Genomic DNA, 17,272 nt, shown 5'->3' on the forward strand with positions numbered 1-17,272 from the left:
CATGCAACTCACGCACCTGTCTTTCCAACACGTTCCGCGCCATCGCTCGCCACTTGCGCCCACCAACGAACAGCGCGTGCGCAGCTGGCGAAACCTTCTCCCCGTGGTGCATGCCAATTCGCACCGGTGGGATTTTCAGAAGTCAACCACTAACCGTCCAGGAGGACGCCATGAAATTCGACGTTAAGAACCGCTGGTCTGGTGAGGTGCAATATTCGTGCGAGTTGACCGCCGAAATCGCGGGCAAGTCTTACGGGCTGCAACTCGGTTTTGCGGTGAAGTCCGCTCATGCGAGCGGTGCCGACCTGCGCGGTGCCGACCTGAGCGGTGCCGACCTGCGCGGTGCCGACCTGCGCGGTGCCGACCTGCGCGGTGCCGACCTGCGCGATGCCGACCTGAGCGATGCCGACCTGAGCGGTGCCGTCCTGCGCGGTGCCGACCTGCGGGTCTGCCCGATCACCATTCCCAACATTCACCAAGCGGTCTACGCGGCAGCGTCCCAGCCGGCGGCGCTCGAAATGGGATCTTGGCATGCCTGTGACACCACGCATTGCCGGGCCGGGTGGGTTGTGCATTTGGCTGGCGATGGTGGCAGAGCGCTCGAATGGGCGCTCGGAACGCCGGCAGCGGCAGCCGTCATCTACATGGCCAGCGACCCGCAGTTGGAGCGGATTCCCGACTTTTACTGTGACAACAAAGCCGCGCTTGAGGATATGCGCCGACTGGCTGAAATCGAAGAAACCAAAGCGCCGCGCAGTGCGGCAAAGGATTCGCACAAGTGAGCAACCTCGCCACCATCCCGCCGCAGGGATCGCCCGCACAACCACGCCAGCAGATGGACTTCAGCCCGCAGACCTTCGACCAGGCGCTGACCTTCTGCGACTACCTGGCCGACAGCGACCTGGTGCCGAAAGACTTCAAGGGCAAGCCGGCGAACTGCCTGATTGCCATGCAGTGGGGCGCCGAGCTTGGCTTGAAGCCGCTTCAGGCTGTGCAGAATATCGCCATCATCAACGGTCGCCCCGCGTTGTGGGGTGACGCGGTCATCGCGCTGGTGCGCAGCTCGCCGCTTTGCGAGTACATCACCGAGAGCGATGACGGCAAGGCCGCAACGTGCCGGGTCAAGCGCCGCGGCGAACCTGAAGAAGTCCGCATCTTCAGCATGGATGACGCCAAGGCTGCCGGCCTGGCTGGCAAGCAAGGGCCGTGGACGCAGTACCCCAAGCGCATGCGGCAGATGCGCGCTCGCGCCTTCGCGCTGCGTGACGTGTTCCCGGACGTGCTGAAGGGCATGCCAATCGCAGAAGAAATCATGGACATTCAGCCGGCGGGCGAGCAACGCGCCGTGGCCGCCGTGGTTTCTCAGCCTGCCGCGTACCCCGCCGAGGACTTCGCCCGGAACCTGCCGAGCTGGCGCGGCGTGATCGAGTCCGGTCGCAAGACCGCTGACCAGATCGTCGCGATGGTCAGCAGCAAGGGCCAGCTGAGCGCCGAACAGATCGACGCCATCCGCGCGCCGTTCGAGCCCGCGCCGGCCGAGTCCAGCGAGAACCCCGACTTCCCCCTTTCCAGCGATAACCAGGAGCCGCAGGCATGAAGGAGCTGTCGGTTGACCGGTTGAAGGCGGTTCTCCGCTATGAGCCCGAGACCGGCCTTTTCTTCTGGGTGAACCCTCCCAAGAACCACCCTCGGCTCAATGAATACGTTGCCGGAGGGATATCCACTGGCTACGTAATGATCAAAGTCGATGGTCAGAAGTACAAGGCGCATCGCCTTGCCTGGCTCTACATGCACGGCGCCTGGCCCGAGATGGACATCGATCATGCGAACGGCTCTCCGCTCGACAACCGGATCGCAAATCTGCGTCTCGCAACGAATCCGCAGAACCAGGCAAACCGTCGCCGCGACCACGGCAAAGACACGCCAAAGGGCGTTCGGAGGCTGCCAAGAGGCAGCTACCAGGCGCGCATCACGATAGACCACAAGCAGATCTGTCTCGGCACGTTCGATACCGAAGACCAAGCACAGGCGGCATATCTGGCCGCCTCTCAAGACCACTACAAAGACTTCGCGAGGGCAGCATGATTACCGTAGAACTCATTCAAGGCAGCGAGTTGTGGCATGCCCACCGCGCCCAGCATTTCAACGCCAGCGACGCGCCGGCCATGATGGGTTGCTCGCCGTACAAGACCCGCGCCCAGTTGTTGCGCGAAGTCGCCACCGGCAACGTGCAGGAAGTCGATGCCGCCACGCAACGCCGGTTTGATGACGGCCACCGGTATGAGGCATTGGCGCGGCCGATTGCCGAGCAAATCATCGGCGAGGACTTGTACCCCTGCGTGGGCGTGGCCGATCACCTTCCCTACTCGGCCAGCTTCGATGGACTGACGCTGCTGGAGGACATCGCGTTCGAACACAAGTCGCTCAACGACGACCTGCGCCTGTCGATGGCTGATGGCTGCACTGGCGCCGACCTGCCCAAGCACTACCGCGTCCAGATGGAGCATCAACTGCTGGTGTCCGGCGCGGAGCGCGTGCTGTTCATGGCGTCGAAGTGGAGCGGTGATGAACTGGTCGAAGAGCGCCATTGCTGGTACGTCAGCGACGACGCCTTGCGTGCCGAGCTTCTGGCTGGCTGGCTGCAATTCTCCGATGACCTCGCCGCCTACGAGCCGGAGCCAGCCGCCGCGCCCACCCCTGCCGGCCGCGCCCCAGACCAGCTGCCGGCACTGCACATCGAAGTCACCGGGATGGTGACGGCTTCGAACCTGCGCGAGTGGAGGGACGCCGCCATCGCGGTATTCCAGGGCATCAACTCCGACCTGCAGACCGACCAGGATTTTGCCGACGCCGAGAAAACCGTGAAGTGGTGCGGTGACATCGAGGACCAGCTCAAAGCCGCCAAGCAGCACGCCCTGAGCCAGACGGCCAGCATTGATGAGTTGTTCCGCACCATCGACGCCATCAGCGCAGAAGCGCGCACGAAGCGCCTGGAGCTGGACAAGCTGGTCAAGTCCCGCAAGGACGAGCGGCGCACCGAGATTGGCAACGCGGGGCGCCGGGCGGTGCTGGAACACGTCCGCGTCATCAACGAGAGCCTGGGCGAGCATGCCATCACCGCGCCGGCCACGCTGGTGGCTGACTTGGGCGCAGCCATGAAGGGCAAGAAGTCCTTTGCCAGCATGCAGGACGCCATCGACACAGTTGTGGCCAACGCGAAAATCGAATCCAGCCAGACGGCCGATCGCGTCCGCGCCAACATGGCCCTGCTGGAGAGGGAAGGTAGCGAGTTCGCCAGCCTGTTCCCTGACCGCGTGGCGCTGTGCGCGAACAAGGCGCCCGACGACCTGCGCAACCTCATCAGCACCCGCGTGGCTGACCACCAGGCGAAGCTGGAAGCCGAACGCGAACGTATCCGGAAGGAAGAGGCCGACAAGTTGGCGAAGGAACAGGCCGCGCCAGTCACGCCGGAGCCGGTCGCCGTCAAGCAACCGGACCCGCCGGCCATTCCGCGTCGCTCTGAATCCGTGCCAGCGTCCGTGAAGGTCAAGTTGGGCGACATCAACGCCCGCATCGCACCGCTGAGCATCAGCGCTGATGGCCTCGCGCAACTGGGCTTCGATCCGGTAGCGACCGAGCGCGGCGCGAAGTTGTACCGGGAATCGGACATGCCGGCGATGTTGCGCGCAATGACCAGCCTGCTGTCGCGGGCCATCCCGAAAGCCGCCTAACTCTCCCCCGCCAAGGACGGCACCCGCACTGGCCGGGCCTCATAAGCCAGCAACCATTCACTGAAATCGAAATAGCAGGTGGCCGCATGAAGGAATTCAACCAAACGCTGTTCGGGTCCACACAGGGCGACTACTTCGGCTCGCGCATGTTCCAGGCGCGGACGCACGCAGGCATCGAACGCAAGGACGCCGCCGAGAGTATCGGCATCTCCGTCGGTCAGCTTGGCCGTATCGAGCGGGGGGGGGTAAGGATGGTCAGCGACCCAACCACCATTGTTCGCGCCGCCCGCCTTTATGGGGTGTCGGACGTGTGGCTGTACGGCGGAAGCGCGGCAAGCTCCAAGCATGTCCCGGATTGGTATCAGGTCAGGGCGCGCAAATCGCAGCGGGTGGCGGCATGAACCAACCGCAGCTGCCGATGCCCGACCCGCACATGGCGCAAGTCTGGCGAATCGCTGCAGAGACGGCGCGCATCGATACCGCATTCACCCGCCGCGAGCGCGAGGAGCGGGCGGCCTATTACGAGCGACAGGCTCAACAATTCGAGGGGACGAAATGACCGAAATCACACCTGCCGGCTGGGGCTGGCATCCGAAGGCACCGATAGGCGAAGTTACTGCCGATGACCTGCCGGACGTGGACTATCACGCGCTGCCCAAGCATGGCCGTAACGGCAGGGGCGCGGCGTTGGTCACTGCGCTGTCAGCCCTTCCTTTCGTGCGCCGAATCCAACCACGCCACCTCACGCAGCGCTACGGCATAGCGCAGTCGCAGGCGTCGGATTATCTGGCACGCGCTAAGTTCGGCGATGACCGGCGCGGAGGTGAGCGTCATGCGTGATTCCAGGAGAACTCCGCCATACGGACGAGGCCAGCGGTCGTTCGTGACCCTGCGCGAAATCAATGGAGAAACGAAATGACCACCCCCAAGAATGAGAGTTTGCCGGAGTTGGTTGCGCGGTGGCGTGCCAGAGCCGATGCGATCAGCGTGTCCGGGACGTGGAGCGGCGACTCCGTTGCTGGTTTCATCCGTTATTGTGCTGACGATCTGCAAGCCGCCCTCGCCCGCGAAGCGAGCCGGGAGGGTGTGGGTAGCGATAGCGTCCTCATCCGCGTCTATCGCCCTGAAGGATACGATGACGTACACCCCGAAATCCTGCTGGACGACCTGAAAATTCATCCTGACTTCCGCCCGGAGATTGTCATCCAGCCAGAGCCTGTTGTGAGCGGGGGTGTTGAGCAGCAGGTCAGCACCGTCGCGAAGCTAATCGCCGACCATGTCGGCCACGGCATGCGCGAGAAGTGCGAGGCGGTCGCCATGCAGGTTATCGCCGCCATGAGCGAAGCCAAGCCGCAGGCGGGAGGGTATGTTCAGGATGTATGCAAGTGGTCGCAGCAGGATGAGGGCTACGAAGTTTTCAGCACGTCGTGCGGGCGCGAGTTTGAATTGAACGATGGTGCAGATGGAGGCGTGAGTATTCCGTTTTGTCCATTCTGCGCACGCCGGATTGAAGGTAGCGCGTGGACGCGGGGTGATGAAATCGCCGCAGCCGCCAAGACTTCCGGAGATGCGGAATGAACGGTCGGATCCATCCGCTACACAGCTCGGTGGCGCGAGAGAGGCTGCACCGCATTCATGGCATGGATCGCATGATCATGACCGAGGAGCAGCGCGAGGTGATTGAAGATCTGTCACTGTCCATCTTCACCGACATGGTGAACACAGGGCAGACGTTTCAGGCCGCGCTATCCGCGATCTACCTGTCGGGGCTACAGCACGCCGCCAAGGCTTCCGGGGAGGGTGAGTGATGCTGACTGCCAGGCGTTCGAGTAGGTCATGGACTAGCGACCAGATCGAATCGCTGAAGATCAACTTCGCGGATTGGCCGACGTATTTGGTTGCATTCGTCTGCGGCCACAGCTACAGCGCCACTGCTGCAAAGGCTGCCCAACTTGGGTTGAAGAAATCGGCTGAATTCCTGCAAGGCCCGTCGTCGGGTCGACTTGACGGAAAGCGAGGTTCCGCGTGTCGCTTCCAGAAAGGTCACGGTACATGGAATAAGGGCACCAAGGGTGTCACCGGCACCCATCCAAATTGCCGGAGAACGCAGTTCCGCAAAGGTGATCGCCGAGGTGCGGCCAGTCGCAACTATGTACCCATAGGCACTACGCGCATTACCAGGGACGGAATGCTAGAGCGGAAAATCACGGATGACCCGGAAATTTACCCCGCGAGGCGATGGGTGGCTGTGTCTCGTTTAGTGTGGGAGGCGCAGTATGGCGTTATCCCATCGGGGCACGCAGTGGTGTTCAAAAAAGGTATGGCGACGACAGATGAGGCGTGCATCACCACTGACGCGCTGGAATTAGTGTCACGAGCAGAGCTCATGCGTCGCAACAGCTACCACACTCGCTACCCGAAAGAAGTTGGCCGCCTGATTCAACTGAAGGGCGCGTTAAATAGAAAGATTAATGCCAGGAGCAAAAAAGCATGAAGAACAAGATGAGTGACGTTCGCGACCATCTGGTATCCATGCTGGAACAGTTAGGCGATCCAGACGTGAAGCCAGAGGTCATTGAGCGCGCAAAGGCAACCGCGTTGGTCGCCGGAACGTACATCAGTGCTGTCAAAACTGAGCTTGATGCATATCGATTACATGACGAGATCGGCAAGATCCCAGGTTCCGTTGAAGCGCCTACGACGTTTCGGGCAATCGAAGGTGGTAAGCGCCAGGGGGCGGCATGACCCACGACAAATTCAGCGAAGCTGAAGCAGCCCGACGGCTCGGCATCAGCAAAGCCACGCTCGCCCGTCAACGACTGGCTGGCATGGTTTCACCCATTCGAATCGGGCCGCGGGTCATCCGATACACGCAGCCCATTCTTGACGAGTACGAGCAACGATGCAGGAACGACCAGGACAAATCGGCGATTACTGGCTCAGCCAGCGCCCAGGATCAAAGCAGTGGTGCCGGACGTGGTTCGACCGCACCACCCGACAGACAAAGCGCGCATCGCTTGGCACAAGCGATTTTCAAGAAGGCAAGCTGAAGCTGTGGGAGTGGTTTGCACGGTATGGGCGCATCGACCAGCAGCAGCCCCAGGACGCGCCGCTGGCGATGGTGCTGGTGCGCTACTGGGAGCGCCACGCCCGTACGCTGCCATCGGCTGAGTTTGCCAAGATTGCCCTGCGTTACTGGACCGAGTTCTGGGGCGAAGCCACGGTGTCGGAAGTGACCGCGGCGCGCCAGCGTGAATTCGTCGCCTCGCTGCAGGGCAAGTCGCCGGGCTACATCAAGCGCATCTTGACCGTGGGCAAGGCGGCACTGAACCACGCCTACAAGGAAGGCGAGATCGCCAGCGTTCCCTACATCCTCCCCGGCGAAGATGGCCAGGCCCGCGACCGCGTGCTGACCGTGGCCGAGTCTGCGGCGCTGTGGTTGTCCACGACCCAGCCACATGAGCGGATGATGCTGGCCCTGCTCTACGGCACGCTGGCGCGTCCGGAGGCGGCACTGGACATCGAGCGGTCATTCGTCGATACGGACCGGTGGCTGCTCACACAGAACCCGCCTGGGCGAAAGCAGACGCGCAAGTATCGGCCGGTGGTGCCGGTGGCTCACTTCCTGCGCGCTCCGCTCCTGGCCGCCCCGGATGGGCCGCTGGTGCAATGGCGCGGCCAGGCCATCAGCAGCTTCAAGACAGCATGGCGCGGACTGCGGCGGCGGGCCGAGTTGGGGGACGAAGTGGTATCTAAGACCATCCGCCACACGATGGCTACCGAGCTGCGGGCAGCAGGTGTTCCGGAGGCAGAGATTCAAGGGTTCCTCGGTCACCGGGCCTATGGTGGCCGGACTGAGGTCTACGCGAAATATAGGCCGGACTTTTTAGGCCAGGCCGTTGGCGTCATCGACGGGTACATGTCCCGCGTGCGTGCTAGTTGCGTGCTAGTTTTGTTGATACTTGCCAGTCAACCAACCGTAACAGATTGATTAGACTGGTGGGCGGTACAGGGTTCGAACCTGTGACCCCTACCATGTCAAGGTAGTGCTCTACCGCTGAGCTAACCGCCCGAAAGGTGTTGCATAAACCGCTTAGCGGGGCGCGAATTCTAGCCCAGCCCGCGACCACTTGCCAACTTGTTTCTGTCGGCGGCGGTGAACAGGGCATTCATCAGGCCCCGGACGCGCCAGTGGTCAGGCCAGACTGGCGTCGCGCAGGCGGTGGATCTGGTCGCGCAGGCGGGCGGCTTCCTCGAACTCCAGATCCCTTGCGTGCTGCTGCATCTGCGCTTCCAGCGCCTTGATGCGGTTGGCCAGCTGCGCCGGGTCCAGCGCCTGATAGTCGGCGGCAGGCTCGGCCACCTTGCGGCCCCTGCCCCGCCCGGACTTGCCCTCGTTGCCGACATCGCTGCGCGCGCCTTCGAGGATGTCGACGATCGGCCGTGCCACCGATTTGGGGGTGATGCCATGTTCGGCGTTGTATTCGACCTGCTTGGCCCGGCGGCGATCGGTTTCATCAATCGCCGCCTGCATCGAGCGGGTCATCTTGTCGGCGTACAGGATGGCCTTGCCGCGCAGGTTGCGGGCGGCTCGGCCGATGGTCTGGATCAGCGAACCGGTCGAGCGCAGGAAGCCTTCCTTGTCGGCATCCAGGATCGCGACCAGTGACACTTCCGGCATGTCCAGGCCTTCGCGCAGCAGGTTGATGCCAACCAGCACGTCGAATTTGCCCAGGCGCAGGTCGCGGATGATCTCCACCCGCTCGACCGTGTCCACGTCCGAGTGCAGATAGCGCACCTTGATCCCGTGTTCGCCCAAGTATTCGGTGAGATTCTCGGCCATCCGCTTGGTCAGCGTGGTGACCAGAACGCGGTCGCCAGCGGCCACCCGCAGATTGATCTCCGACATCAGGTCATCGACCTGGGTGGCGACCGGGCGGATTTCCACTTCCGGGTCGATCAGTCCGGTCGGACGCACCACCAGTTCGGTGACCTGGCCTTCGGTCTCGCGCAGTTCGTACGGGCCGGGAGTGGCCGAGACATAGATGCTGCGCGGCGAACGCGCCTCCCATTCCTCGAACTTCAGCGGCCGGTTGTCCAGCGCCGACGGCAGCCGGAAACCAAACTCGACCAGGGTTTCCTTGCGCGAGCGGTCGCCCTTGTACATGGCGCCGATCTGCGGAATAGACACATGCGACTCGTCGCAGACCAGCAACGCGTCCGGCGGCAGGTAGTCGAACAGGGTCGGCGGCGGCTCACCCGGGGCCTTGCCGGTCAGATGCCGCGAATAGTTTTCGATGCCCGAGCAGAAGCCGACTTCGGCCATCATTTCCAGGTCGTACTGGGTGCGCTGGGCCAGCCGCTGCGCTTCCACCAGCTTGTTCTGCGAATAAAGCTGTTCCAGCCGTTCCTTGAGCTCGACCTTGATGGTGTCGACCGCGCTCAGCACGCGCTCGCGCGAGGTCGCGTAGTGGGTCTTGGGATAGACCGTGTAGCGTGGAATCCTGCGCAGGGTCTCACCGGTCAGCGGGTCGAACAAGGCCAGCTGTTCGATTTCACCATCGAACAGCTCAATCCGCAGCGCCTCCATGTCGCTTTCAGCCGGATGCACGTCGATCACTTCGCCACGCACGCGAAAGGTGCCGCGGCTGAGCTCGAATTCGTTGCGGGTGTACTGCAACTGGGTCAGGTGGCGGATAAGTTCGCGCTGGTCGATGTGCTCGCCACGCGACAGGATCAGACGCAGCGAAAGATAGTCTTCCGGCGCACCCAGGCCGTAGATTGCCGACACCGTGCCAACCACCAGCGCGTCCCGGCGCGACAGCAGCGCCTTGGTTGCCGACAGCCGCATCTGCTCGATGTGCTCGTTGATCGAGCTGTCCTTCTCGATGAAGGTATCCGACGACGGCACGTAGGCTTCGGGCTGGTAATAGTCGTAATAGCTGACGAAGTATTCGACCGCGTTGTGCGGGAAAAACGCCTTGAATTCGCCATACAGCTGCGCCGCCAGGGTCTTGTTCGGCGCCATCACCAGGGTCGGTCGCTGCACCGCCTGGACCACGTTGGCGATGGTGTAGGTCTTGCCCGAACCTGTTACCCCGAGCAGGGTCTGCTTGGCCACGCCGGCCTCGAAATTCTCGACCAGCCTTTCGATCGCCTGCGGCTGGTCACCGGCTGGCGAATAAGGGGAGACAAGCTGAAAGCGTTCGGTCATGGAGGCGTCCCAAAGGCGACTGATGAGTATACCGGCGCACGCGCGGTGGCCTGTGCACGGCAATTTCCTACACGGGATGCGGGCGACTGCCGATAGCGCAAGCCCGGCACGCACGTGAAGCTGAACAGAACGTTTAGACGCAGGTGAACCGATGTCCAGTTCAGTCCTAACCACCCGCCGCCCCACGCTCCTCCAGGACAGCTACCGCGGACTCAGTCTGGTCGAGGTGCTGGTGACGATGGCGGTACTGGCAATTCTGGTCTCCATTGGCATCCCGTCCTACCAGGCGCTGATCCAGCGGCAACGGGTGGACGCCACCATGCATCTGCTGACCTCGCACATGGCCAGCGCCCGCCTCAGCGCCGTCAACTACCGCATGATCACCGTGGTCTGCCCGTCCGACGGCCACAGCCGCATCTGCCGCACCGATGGTGACTGGAGCCAGGGTTGGATGATGTTCCGCGACAACGACGGTAACCACCAACCTGACCTGCCGCACGACATCCTGCGGGTGGAAGTACCGCCACTGCACCCCTCGCTGCGGCTGGTCTCCTCGCGTGGCCGCAAACAGCTGCGCTATCTGGCCGATGGCCGCGCCAGCGGCAGCAACCTGTCGGTACGCCTGTGCCAGGGCCCGCGGCTGATGGCGGCAGTGATGGTCAACAATTCCGGCCGCATCCGCAGCACCCGCGGCGAACCCGGCACCGGCTGCGCGAAAGCCAGCGCCAGCCCATAGAAAAAAAGCCGTCACGGTGGCTTGCCGGATTCCACAGGGCCCACTACAATGGCGACCCCGCCCGAATAGCTCAGCCGGTTAGAGCACTTGACTGTTAATCAGGGGGTCGTTGGTTCGAGTCCAACTTCGGGCGCCAAGTTCAGAACAAGAAAAAGCCATCCTGCGGGATGGCTTTTTTGTTGGCTGGCTGTCAATCGATACTTCCCACACTGCGCCTGGCTTTGCGAACCTTGGCAGGTCTGTGATCCGCAAACCGGATTCAATCCCTACCGGCAAGCCAGCAGAGCTTTCACCAGCATTCGCTTGCGTCAGCGGCGCTGCCACTTTTGCCACGGGCGCCGGCCTGGTTCAGCGACAGGGTGCCGCATTTCGTGTCCTTGGTTGCCTGGGCCCCGGTTGGGGCGATCTGCAAGGTGAATGCCTTGGCCGTAGGTGCGGCGGTGAACGTCGGTGCCGAATAATGTGCGGCCACATCCGCATCGCATGCCGGCGGATTGCCCGCACCGACGTACGTCATGCTGGTCGAATAGTAACGCTCGACGAACTGGGCTGCCTGTTGCAGGCACACCGCTGCCGCCGCACGGCGTGAGCGCACGATTTGATCCTGGTAACTGGCGTAGGCAATCGTCGACAGAATGGCGACGATCGCCACCACGATCATCAGCTCAAGCAGGGTAAAGCCGGACTGGCTGTGCTTTGTGGCTTTCATTGATTAGTTCCTTATGACTTCGCGCCAGGACACCCGGCCTACGTTGCGTACTTCGTCTTTGCCTACGCAGCCGGTGGTGCCGGCCGAACCCGAGGCACAGATCTGTCCATTACCTCCGCCACCGCCACTGAACAGCGCGCCCTGGGTCACCATGCCCACCCCCAGATCCACCGAACCAATCGGCGTGCCGTCAGTGTTCCCGGGTGGCGTCAGGGTATCGTTCTGATCGAACTTGCCATCGCCATCAACGTCGAAATAGGGCTTGGCGGTGCTGGTACCGGTGAATGCGTCGACAGCGTTGATATAACCACGGCCATCGGATTCGCAGGCGGTCGCGGTGGGAATGATGCTGCTGACTTCCAGCACCGAGCCGTCGATCTGTGGTGGCGTGACGATACGTTCGCCCTGCGCCGTACCCGGTGGGGTCGGCGGATCCAGGAGATTGATGTACCAGCCCTTGGCGTTGGTCGGCAATGGCGCGTTCTGCTCGAAGCTGCGGACCAGCTTGCCATCCTGGGTACCGGCGATGACCACGCTGCGGGCAGTCAGATCGGTCTTGGCTACCGTGGCACCACTGTCGATGAAGCCATACAGGCTCTGCACGGAACGGTTGCTGACATCGCCGGTGGTCATGAAGCGGCCAGTGCCGAAGAATACCCAGGTCTTGTAGGTGGACGGATGCAGCGACACCGTCGGTCCGCCGGTGATTGGCTGGCGGGTGGTGCCGTCCGGGCCCACGGCCACGAACAGTGGAGCGCCGGAGTTGGCGACCCCCCAATTGGCGGAAGTGGCCGAGGAAATATCGAATTTCCACATGTTGCCCAGCATGTCACCACCGTAAATCGAATCGATGGTGCCATTGCCATCGCGGTCCCAGCCGACCGCGCCGGTCAGGCCATTGGAATTGGGATCGTCGGTGACGGATGACCCCACGCCCGTGTCGATTTCACGGATCAGCGCGCCGGTAAGCAGGTTGTACACCAGCAAAACCGCATGGCCGGTGGTGCTGTTGATGCCATTGGGCACGATCAGCGCGGTGGTACCGCCATTCAACTTGGCAATCAACGGGCGGCCCTGGACCAGGCCCATATTGTTGTTGGGAGTTTCCAGTGCTTCCCAACGCAGCACGTTGCTGGCCGATACGCTGCCAGGCGTGGTCACATTGAGCGCGAACAAGCCCTTGCCGCCCTTGCCCAAGGCGCCGACCAGGATGTTGATTCCGGCGGTCTGGTTGCGGGTGGACACCACGATGGGGCCGTCGACGAAGAACTGATGCGCGTAATCGGGACGGCTCAGCGTGCTGAGACGGCCGAGGTCGATGCCGCGTGGCACATAGGCAAACAATTCCGCGCCATTGTCGGCATTGATCGCATGCAACATGCCATCGTTGGCGCCCACGTACAGGGTGTTGGTGTCGCGGACATAGAACGGTGACGAGGTGACGATATCGCCCAGCACGCTACTGCGATTACGCAGCACGCCACCGTTACGGACTTCCAGCGAGCCATCGCCGGCAATGTAAGCGGCATTGTTGGCGCCAGTGACTTTGAACTGATCGTTGGTGCCGTTGCGATCCAGCGCGGTGACCTGGGCGGAGGTCGGGAACACCGCGCCGGTGCCGCTGTTGGACGTCAGCACCTTGCGATTGGTCGCCGGGATACCCGCCGATGCGCGCCAGGCCGCGGTGGTCTCGAAGTTGTTGCTGTTGTTCTGCTTGTTGTAAGCCAGCACATCGCCCGACCAGACCCCGGAAATGTAATTGGCCTGGAACAGTTTGGCGCCGGTATCCAGTGACGCGGAGTTGGCGGCCACGTTGGAGAACGAGCCGGTGCGTTCGGTGATGGCGGCCAGCGCGGCTTTCAGGCCATTGGTGAAGGCCATCGGGTCGCTGGCGGCGACGAAGGTGCCGTGGCCGTTGACCGAAGCGTGCAGCAGGTCGTCGATGGTGGTGTTCTGGTCGCCGGTCGGCTGTGGCCAGCCAGCGACGCCATTGACCGAGGCATTGCCGTTGGCCAGCACGCCTTGCACCGACTTCTGATCAGCGGTGCCGCTGAGACCGATCGCCAGCCCGAAGGTCACCATGTGCTGCCAGAACGCTGGATCGGCGGAGGTGGTCGGCACGATGTTGCTGAGGTCGGTGCGCAGATCCCGCTTCCAGTAATGCATCGCGATGTCGGCCAACGTGGCATCGACGTTGCCGTTGTTACCACCCAGGCTGATGCTGCCTACATTGTCGCTGTACGGAGCAGCAGCGGTATAGGTATATGCCGGGTTCTTGGGACCGGTTATCTGGCTGCCATTGCTGCCGTCGGCATTGCCGATACCGCTGGAGTAATTGCTGCTGTTGTTGTAGTAGCCATCGGTGGTCAGGATGGCGAAGTTCTGCCGGCATTCCAGCTGGGCCGCGCCGGTGCCGCCGTAGGGTCCAGTGGCGCTGTTGCTGCTGTAATACTCGCCAGCGCTCTGCAGCGCGCCGTGCAGCGGCGTGCCGTCGCGTCCATAAGATGAGAACAAGCGGCTGTACCACTGGCTGCGGTTATCGATCCAGTTGCCGGCCACGGTGCTGTCGATGAAGCGACCTTCGTTGTAGCTGACCGGGATCGGCACGTTGTAGGTCGGCATGTTGCCCGGCCCATTGACGTTGCGCCGCCAGATGGTGCGGAAGCCAACGCGCACATCGGCACCCAGCTCGCTGAACGCGGCGCTGGAACCTGCCTTGGCCGCTTTCATGCGCGAACGGTGGTAGGAAAACCAGGTGGCGTAGTTCTTCAGTTCGTTGGCGACCGTGCGGCCGGTCGGGGTGGCATTGGTGCAGTTGATCCAGTCGTTGCTGCCGTTACCGGAACCGCAGCGGTTGTTCGTCGTGTACGACCCAGCCAGCGACACGCCACTGTAGCTGCTGCGACTCCCTCCGCTGGATGCATACAAACCCACATACCAGGTGCCACTGGCGGGATTATTGATCGTGACGGACTCGTTGTTGTTGCCGCTCGTGGAAGCAGCGTCATAGTTGGAGGTGCTGGGCGCGCTGCCCCGACGGATGTAGAGGTCCGCACCATTCCTGGTTTCACTGCCCCCGCTGCTCTGGAAAGTCAGGGTAGCTACCCCGGAAGGAAGATTGAAGTTGTATACGTCCCAGCTCCCATTGCTGCCTGACAGATTATTCTTCGGAAATCCGCTGACATTGGTGGTCGTGGTTACCACCCCACCGTACTCACTGCGCTCTACATACGACCCGTCGATGATCTGGTAACGATAATAATTGCGTCCATCCTGCAGATAGCTGCCACTCGTGTTGGTCAGGTTCTTGGGCACATAGAATGTCTGCGTGCCGCCACATATCAGCTGATCGCCGCTGTCGCCGTCCGACCCATTGCCGTTGTAGTCATAACGCGCGCAACTGGACGAATTGGCCAGATCAATGGTGGTACCGGAGGCATAGTTGAAGCTGCCGTAGACCGCATTGTAGGAAGTGCCCCCTGTCATCAGGTTGCCGTTGGCCAGCGTCCACGGTTGATAGGTAAGGTTCGGGTTGTAGTAGACGGTGTTGCGCGTGTAGGCCTGGGTTTCGATACGGATGTTGGTGGTATCCGGTACGTTGTCCGGCATGTAATCGAACGCCATCGAGCCCGAGTCATCGAGGATGAACAGCACGTTCGGTGGCACCCGGCTGGCGGTGGTCAGCGGCTCGTTGGGCAGGGTGATGCCGGCGCTGGCTGGCAGGCCCAGCAAGGTGGCGCTGAAGGCCAGTGCGATGGCGCCCAGGCGGCTGCGCAGAGTGCTCTCGCGCAGTGCGCGGTGGCTGACGGAACGGTTCATGATGGAGCTCCGGTTCACGGGGCGATGTAATTGGTTTGCATGAGCACTGCCGCGCGACCATCTGCCGCATTCGCGGCTTGACTACGCGCGGTGATCCGATAACGCGGACGCATGCACAGCGGCGAGCGGTTGGTTTCATCGACCCGGTCGCAACCGGGCCATGACGGCGCATCGCCCATGTATTCGATAAAGAATGAGGCCGGTGTCGCAACGTCACCGATATCGGTGGCAGCCGGCTGCCAGCCATTGAAGCCGGCATCCAGCCAGCGATCGGTGGCGGCTGCATCCGGCAGCGAACAGATGCCGTTGTTGCAGCCAGCAGCCGGCACGGCTGCGCGGGTGGCGGGATCCTGGGCCAACGCCTCGCCTTCGCGCAGCGCCGCTTCGGCAGCCTGGAAGCTCATGCCGCGGTCATACAGATTGGCGCTCATGCGCTCTTCCAGCAGGGTACCGCGCATCACCGCCAGTCCCAGCAGCGTCATCACCAGCAACAGGATCATCACCACCACCAGCGAAACACCCCGCTGCCGGCGAATGGAAACGAGGTTTATCGGCCAGCGTTTCATAGATTTCGATTCCTCAAGCTGATGACATAGGTGACCACGCGCGAGATGGGCGCACCGTCTGTGCCGACGTTTTCCGGCGACACCATGTTGAGGTTGAAGCGGGCGGACACGACATTTGCCCAGTTGCCGCCCACGCTGCCGCTGTCGACATAGTCAGTGGTGCCGCTCAACAGATAGTCGATGGTCATGTCGGAGACGCCCTGCGCCACTTCCTGGGTGACGGCGGTATTGCCGGTCGCAAGCGTCTGGTACAACGATGGTATGCCAGCGGGATTGTTGGCAATGAACCAGCGCGATGCATGCAGTTTGACCAGCACCGAGTTGGGCGCGGCGAACTCGAACACCGGTCGTCCGGCACAGGGCTCGCCCTCGCCCAGCAGACCGAGATTGCCGGAGCAATTGCCTGGGGTGCCGCCGGCGCCATGCGAGATGGTCGCTCCGGTCACTGCGCTGGCCTGGAACAGGGCCGCCTGGCGTGAATTGCAGGCCAGCACCAGGTCACCGGCCACGACGCCATGGGCGGCGGTGTTGACCGTGAACTGATTGCCCGCGGTGTTGTGGCCGCTGATGGTGACCACGTCATTGTCACCGGATACCAGTTCGATGGCGTCGGTGCCGGCCAGTCGTTGCGCACTGCCCGTACCGAAGCCCGCGCCATTCTCGGGGAATGGATCATTGCCAGAAAAACCGCGGACGGTCTGGCCCCAGTTGGAGAAGTTGGTCCACCACCGGGTGGTCGGCGTATTGATGACGTTGGCCAGAGGCAGGTTGTTGACGCACGGATTGCCGGCTGCTTCGCGTGCGTCCCGGGCCAGCAGTTCGAACGCGGTGCGGGTGTTTTCCTGCAGCACGCCCAGGTTGTCGGTTGCCCGGTAGGCCTGCTTGTTGGAAATGAAGATGCCAATCGCGGCGCCCACCACCAGCAGGCCCAGCACGATCGCGATCATCAGTTCGACCAGGCTCAGACCCTGCGCGCCCCGCCGTGAACATGGATTGGTTGGTTTCATATCAGCGTCGTCACCGAAATGCTCTCTGTATTGATGCCCTGCCCTTCCAGGCCCGTGGCGCGGCTGTCATCCCACTGCACGGTAATCGTGCAGGCCGAGTTTGCCGGGCAGCTGATGGCGCCGCAGGCGCCCGCCCCTAGGGTGAGGTTGTCCTGCATATCGCTGATCCAGCGCTGCTGGTCCTTGTTGACCAGGCTGGCGCCTGCCGGTGGCGCGCAGGTCAGGGCCATGTCGTAGCCGCCATTGACGGCCTCTTCCCGATTGGCGCGCATGGCCTCCAGTATCGAGTAGGCCTGGATGACCGCCTGACTGCGTTCCATCGAGCTCTGGTTGTTGCGCAATGCGGTGGTCTGCATGGCGGCGATGCCGAGCAGACCGATGCCCATGATCAGCACCGCGATCATCACTTCCAGCAGACTGGCGCCACGTTGTGCGCGTGGAGCATGGCAGCTTCTATTCAACTTGTGTGCTTGCATCGTGGTGTCCTTGC

The 17,272-nt window shown here is 62.5% G+C and carries 19 protein-coding genes and 2 tRNA genes; 14 read left to right on the forward strand and 7 right to left on the reverse strand.

Annotated elements, in window-relative coordinates; genetic code table 11:
- The first annotated feature begins 170 nt into the window (after positions 1-170).
- From ABB29_RS12135 to ABB29_RS16575, 12 genes are all read left to right on the forward strand, one after another.
- Complete coding sequence (locus tag ABB29_RS12135) at positions 171-782, forward strand: pentapeptide repeat-containing protein (protein ID WP_083487844.1); 612 nt, start codon at positions 171-173, stop codon at positions 780-782.
- Positions 779-1,597, forward strand: coding sequence for a recombinase RecT (locus tag ABB29_RS12140; RefSeq protein ID WP_211260734.1), 819 nt, complete (start codon positions 779-781; stop codon positions 1,595-1,597). The genes ABB29_RS12135 and ABB29_RS12140 overlap by 4 nt, the downstream gene beginning before the upstream one ends.
- Complete coding sequence (locus ABB29_RS12145) at positions 1,594-2,085, forward strand: HNH endonuclease (RefSeq protein WP_057659332.1); 492 nt, start codon at positions 1,594-1,596, stop codon at positions 2,083-2,085. The genes ABB29_RS12140 and ABB29_RS12145 overlap by 4 nt, the downstream gene beginning before the upstream one ends.
- Entirely contained in the window at positions 2,082-3,731 is a 1,650-nt protein-coding gene (locus ABB29_RS12150) for a lambda-exonuclease family protein (RefSeq protein ID WP_057659334.1), read from the forward strand. The genes ABB29_RS12145 and ABB29_RS12150 overlap by 4 nt, the downstream gene beginning before the upstream one ends.
- An 86-nt stretch (positions 3,732-3,817) precedes the next feature.
- Positions 3,818-4,132 (forward strand): helix-turn-helix domain-containing protein, encoded by a 315-nt coding sequence (locus ABB29_RS12155; protein ID WP_057659336.1) that lies wholly within the window; start codon positions 3,818-3,820, stop codon positions 4,130-4,132.
- Positions 4,129-4,290 carry a hypothetical protein gene (locus tag ABB29_RS16415; protein ID WP_157062625.1) on the forward strand — a complete coding sequence of 54 codons (162 nt, stop codon included), beginning with the start codon at positions 4,129-4,131 and terminating at the stop codon, positions 4,288-4,290. Before ABB29_RS12155 ends, ABB29_RS16415 begins: the two co-directional genes overlap by 4 nt.
- A complete protein-coding gene (locus ABB29_RS12160) occupies positions 4,287-4,571 on the forward strand; it encodes a hypothetical protein (RefSeq protein ID WP_057659338.1) in 285 nt (94 codons plus the stop codon). Before ABB29_RS16415 ends, ABB29_RS12160 begins: the two co-directional genes overlap by 4 nt.
- 75 nt (positions 4,572-4,646) lie before the next feature.
- Entirely contained in the window at positions 4,647-5,309 is a 663-nt protein-coding gene (locus tag ABB29_RS12165) for a hypothetical protein (RefSeq protein WP_057659339.1), read from the forward strand.
- Positions 5,306-5,539 (forward strand): hypothetical protein, encoded by a 234-nt coding sequence (locus tag ABB29_RS12170; RefSeq protein WP_057659341.1) that lies wholly within the window; start codon positions 5,306-5,308, stop codon positions 5,537-5,539. The genes ABB29_RS12165 and ABB29_RS12170 overlap by 4 nt, the downstream gene beginning before the upstream one ends.
- Positions 5,539-6,225 (forward strand): HNH endonuclease family protein, encoded by a 687-nt coding sequence (locus tag ABB29_RS12175; RefSeq protein WP_057659343.1) that lies wholly within the window; start codon positions 5,539-5,541, stop codon positions 6,223-6,225. The genes ABB29_RS12170 and ABB29_RS12175 overlap by 1 nt, the downstream gene beginning before the upstream one ends.
- Entirely contained in the window at positions 6,222-6,476 is a 255-nt protein-coding gene (locus ABB29_RS12180) for a hypothetical protein (RefSeq protein WP_057659346.1), read from the forward strand. The genes ABB29_RS12175 and ABB29_RS12180 overlap by 4 nt, the downstream gene beginning before the upstream one ends.
- Positions 6,477-6,633: 157 nt before the next feature.
- Positions 6,634-7,722 carry a tyrosine-type recombinase/integrase gene (locus tag ABB29_RS16575; protein ID WP_211260735.1) on the forward strand — a complete coding sequence of 363 codons (1,089 nt, stop codon included), beginning with the start codon at positions 6,634-6,636 and terminating at the stop codon, positions 7,720-7,722.
- Positions 7,723-7,728: 6 nt separating this feature from the next.
- Here the strand turns inward: ABB29_RS16575 and ABB29_RS12190 are convergent.
- Together ABB29_RS12190 and uvrB are read right to left on the reverse strand one after the other, a co-directional pair.
- A tRNA-Val gene (locus ABB29_RS12190) sits at positions 7,729-7,803 on the reverse strand.
- Between the two features lie 123 nt (positions 7,804-7,926).
- Entirely contained in the window at positions 7,927-9,945 is a 2,019-nt protein-coding gene (gene uvrB / locus ABB29_RS12195) for an excinuclease ABC subunit UvrB (RefSeq protein WP_057659347.1), read from the reverse strand.
- Positions 9,946-10,096: 151 nt separating this feature from the next.
- On the opposite strand from uvrB, the gene ABB29_RS12200 reads away from it, so the two are divergent.
- Both ABB29_RS12200 and ABB29_RS12205 read left to right on the forward strand, forming a co-directional pair.
- The gene (locus ABB29_RS12200; protein ID WP_083487846.1) at positions 10,097-10,681 is read left to right on the forward strand and encodes a GspH/FimT family pseudopilin; all 585 of its coding nucleotides are present in this window, start codon (positions 10,097-10,099) and stop codon (positions 10,679-10,681) included.
- Positions 10,682-10,740: 59 nt separating this feature from the next.
- Positions 10,741-10,817: transfer RNA gene (locus tag ABB29_RS12205), tRNA-Asn, on the forward strand.
- Positions 10,818-10,970: 153 nt separating this feature from the next.
- Here the strand turns inward: ABB29_RS12205 and ABB29_RS12210 are convergent.
- The 5 genes from ABB29_RS12210 to pilV are packed head-to-tail and all read right to left on the reverse strand — an operon-like array spanning position 10,971 to position 17,258.
- Positions 10,971-11,390 carry a type IV pilin protein gene (locus ABB29_RS12210; protein WP_057659352.1) on the reverse strand — a complete coding sequence of 140 codons (420 nt, stop codon included), beginning with the start codon at positions 11,388-11,390 and terminating at the stop codon, positions 10,971-10,973.
- A gap of 3 nt (positions 11,391-11,393) precedes the next feature.
- Positions 11,394-15,209, reverse strand: coding sequence for a PilC/PilY family type IV pilus protein (locus ABB29_RS16175; RefSeq protein WP_083487848.1), 3,816 nt, complete (start codon positions 15,207-15,209; stop codon positions 11,394-11,396).
- 14 nt (positions 15,210-15,223) lie between these two features.
- Positions 15,224-15,775 (reverse strand): pilus assembly PilX family protein, encoded by a 552-nt coding sequence (locus tag ABB29_RS12220; RefSeq protein WP_057659355.1) that lies wholly within the window; start codon positions 15,773-15,775, stop codon positions 15,224-15,226.
- A complete protein-coding gene (locus tag ABB29_RS12225; protein WP_057659356.1) occupies positions 15,772-16,782 on the reverse strand; it encodes a PilW family protein in 1,011 nt (336 codons plus the stop codon). Before ABB29_RS12225 ends, ABB29_RS12220 begins: the two co-directional genes overlap by 4 nt.
- Positions 16,779-17,258, reverse strand: coding sequence for a type IV pilus modification protein PilV (gene pilV, locus ABB29_RS12230; RefSeq protein ID WP_057659359.1), 480 nt, complete (start codon positions 17,256-17,258; stop codon positions 16,779-16,781). Before pilV ends, ABB29_RS12225 begins: the two co-directional genes overlap by 4 nt.
- Positions 17,259-17,272: the final 14 nt, after the last annotated feature.

Source organism: Pseudoxanthomonas dokdonensis (assembly GCF_001431405.1).
In the GTDB taxonomy this organism is placed as follows: Bacteria; Pseudomonadota; Gammaproteobacteria; order Xanthomonadales; family Xanthomonadaceae; genus Pseudoxanthomonas_A; species Pseudoxanthomonas_A dokdonensis.

Excerpts from the sequence above, each read along its gene's own strand:
- ABB29_RS12135 (WP_083487844.1), top strand. The coding sequence starts at position 171 with ATGAAATTCGACGTTAAGAACCGCTGGTCTGGTGAGGTGCAATATTCG.
- ABB29_RS12145 (WP_057659332.1), top strand. The coding sequence starts at position 1,594 with ATGAAGGAGCTGTCGGTTGACCGGTTGAAGGCGGTTCTCCGCTATGAG.
- ABB29_RS12150 (WP_057659334.1), top strand. The coding sequence starts at position 2,082 with ATGATTACCGTAGAACTCATTCAAGGCAGCGAGTTGTGGCATGCCCAC.
- ABB29_RS12155 (WP_057659336.1), top strand. The coding sequence starts at position 3,818 with ATGAAGGAATTCAACCAAACGCTGTTCGGGTCCACACAGGGCGACTAC.
- ABB29_RS16415 (WP_157062625.1), top strand. The coding sequence starts at position 4,129 with ATGAACCAACCGCAGCTGCCGATGCCCGACCCGCACATGGCGCAAGTC.
- ABB29_RS12160 (WP_057659338.1), top strand. The coding sequence starts at position 4,287 with ATGACCGAAATCACACCTGCCGGCTGGGGCTGGCATCCGAAGGCACCG.
- ABB29_RS12165 (WP_057659339.1), top strand. The coding sequence starts at position 4,647 with ATGACCACCCCCAAGAATGAGAGTTTGCCGGAGTTGGTTGCGCGGTGG.
- ABB29_RS12170 (WP_057659341.1), top strand. The coding sequence starts at position 5,306 with ATGAACGGTCGGATCCATCCGCTACACAGCTCGGTGGCGCGAGAGAGG.
- ABB29_RS12175 (WP_057659343.1), top strand. The coding sequence starts at position 5,539 with ATGCTGACTGCCAGGCGTTCGAGTAGGTCATGGACTAGCGACCAGATC.
- ABB29_RS12180 (WP_057659346.1), top strand. The coding sequence starts at position 6,222 with ATGAAGAACAAGATGAGTGACGTTCGCGACCATCTGGTATCCATGCTG.
- ABB29_RS16575 (WP_211260735.1), top strand. The coding sequence starts at position 6,634 with ATGCAGGAACGACCAGGACAAATCGGCGATTACTGGCTCAGCCAGCGC.
- uvrB (WP_057659347.1), bottom strand. The coding sequence starts at position 9,945 with ATGACCGAACGCTTTCAGCTTGTCTCCCCTTATTCGCCAGCCGGTGAC.
- ABB29_RS12200 (WP_083487846.1), top strand. The coding sequence starts at position 10,097 with ATGTCCAGTTCAGTCCTAACCACCCGCCGCCCCACGCTCCTCCAGGAC.
- ABB29_RS12210 (WP_057659352.1), bottom strand. The coding sequence starts at position 11,390 with ATGAAAGCCACAAAGCACAGCCAGTCCGGCTTTACCCTGCTTGAGCTG.
- ABB29_RS16175 (WP_083487848.1), bottom strand. The coding sequence starts at position 15,209 with ATGAACCGTTCCGTCAGCCACCGCGCACTGCGCGAGAGCACTCTGCGC.
- ABB29_RS12220 (WP_057659355.1), bottom strand. The coding sequence starts at position 15,775 with ATGAAACGCTGGCCGATAAACCTCGTTTCCATTCGCCGGCAGCGGGGT.
- ABB29_RS12225 (WP_057659356.1), bottom strand. The coding sequence starts at position 16,782 with ATGAAACCAACCAATCCATGTTCACGGCGGGGCGCGCAGGGTCTGAGC.
- pilV (WP_057659359.1), bottom strand. The coding sequence starts at position 17,258 with ATGCAAGCACACAAGTTGAATAGAAGCTGCCATGCTCCACGCGCACAA.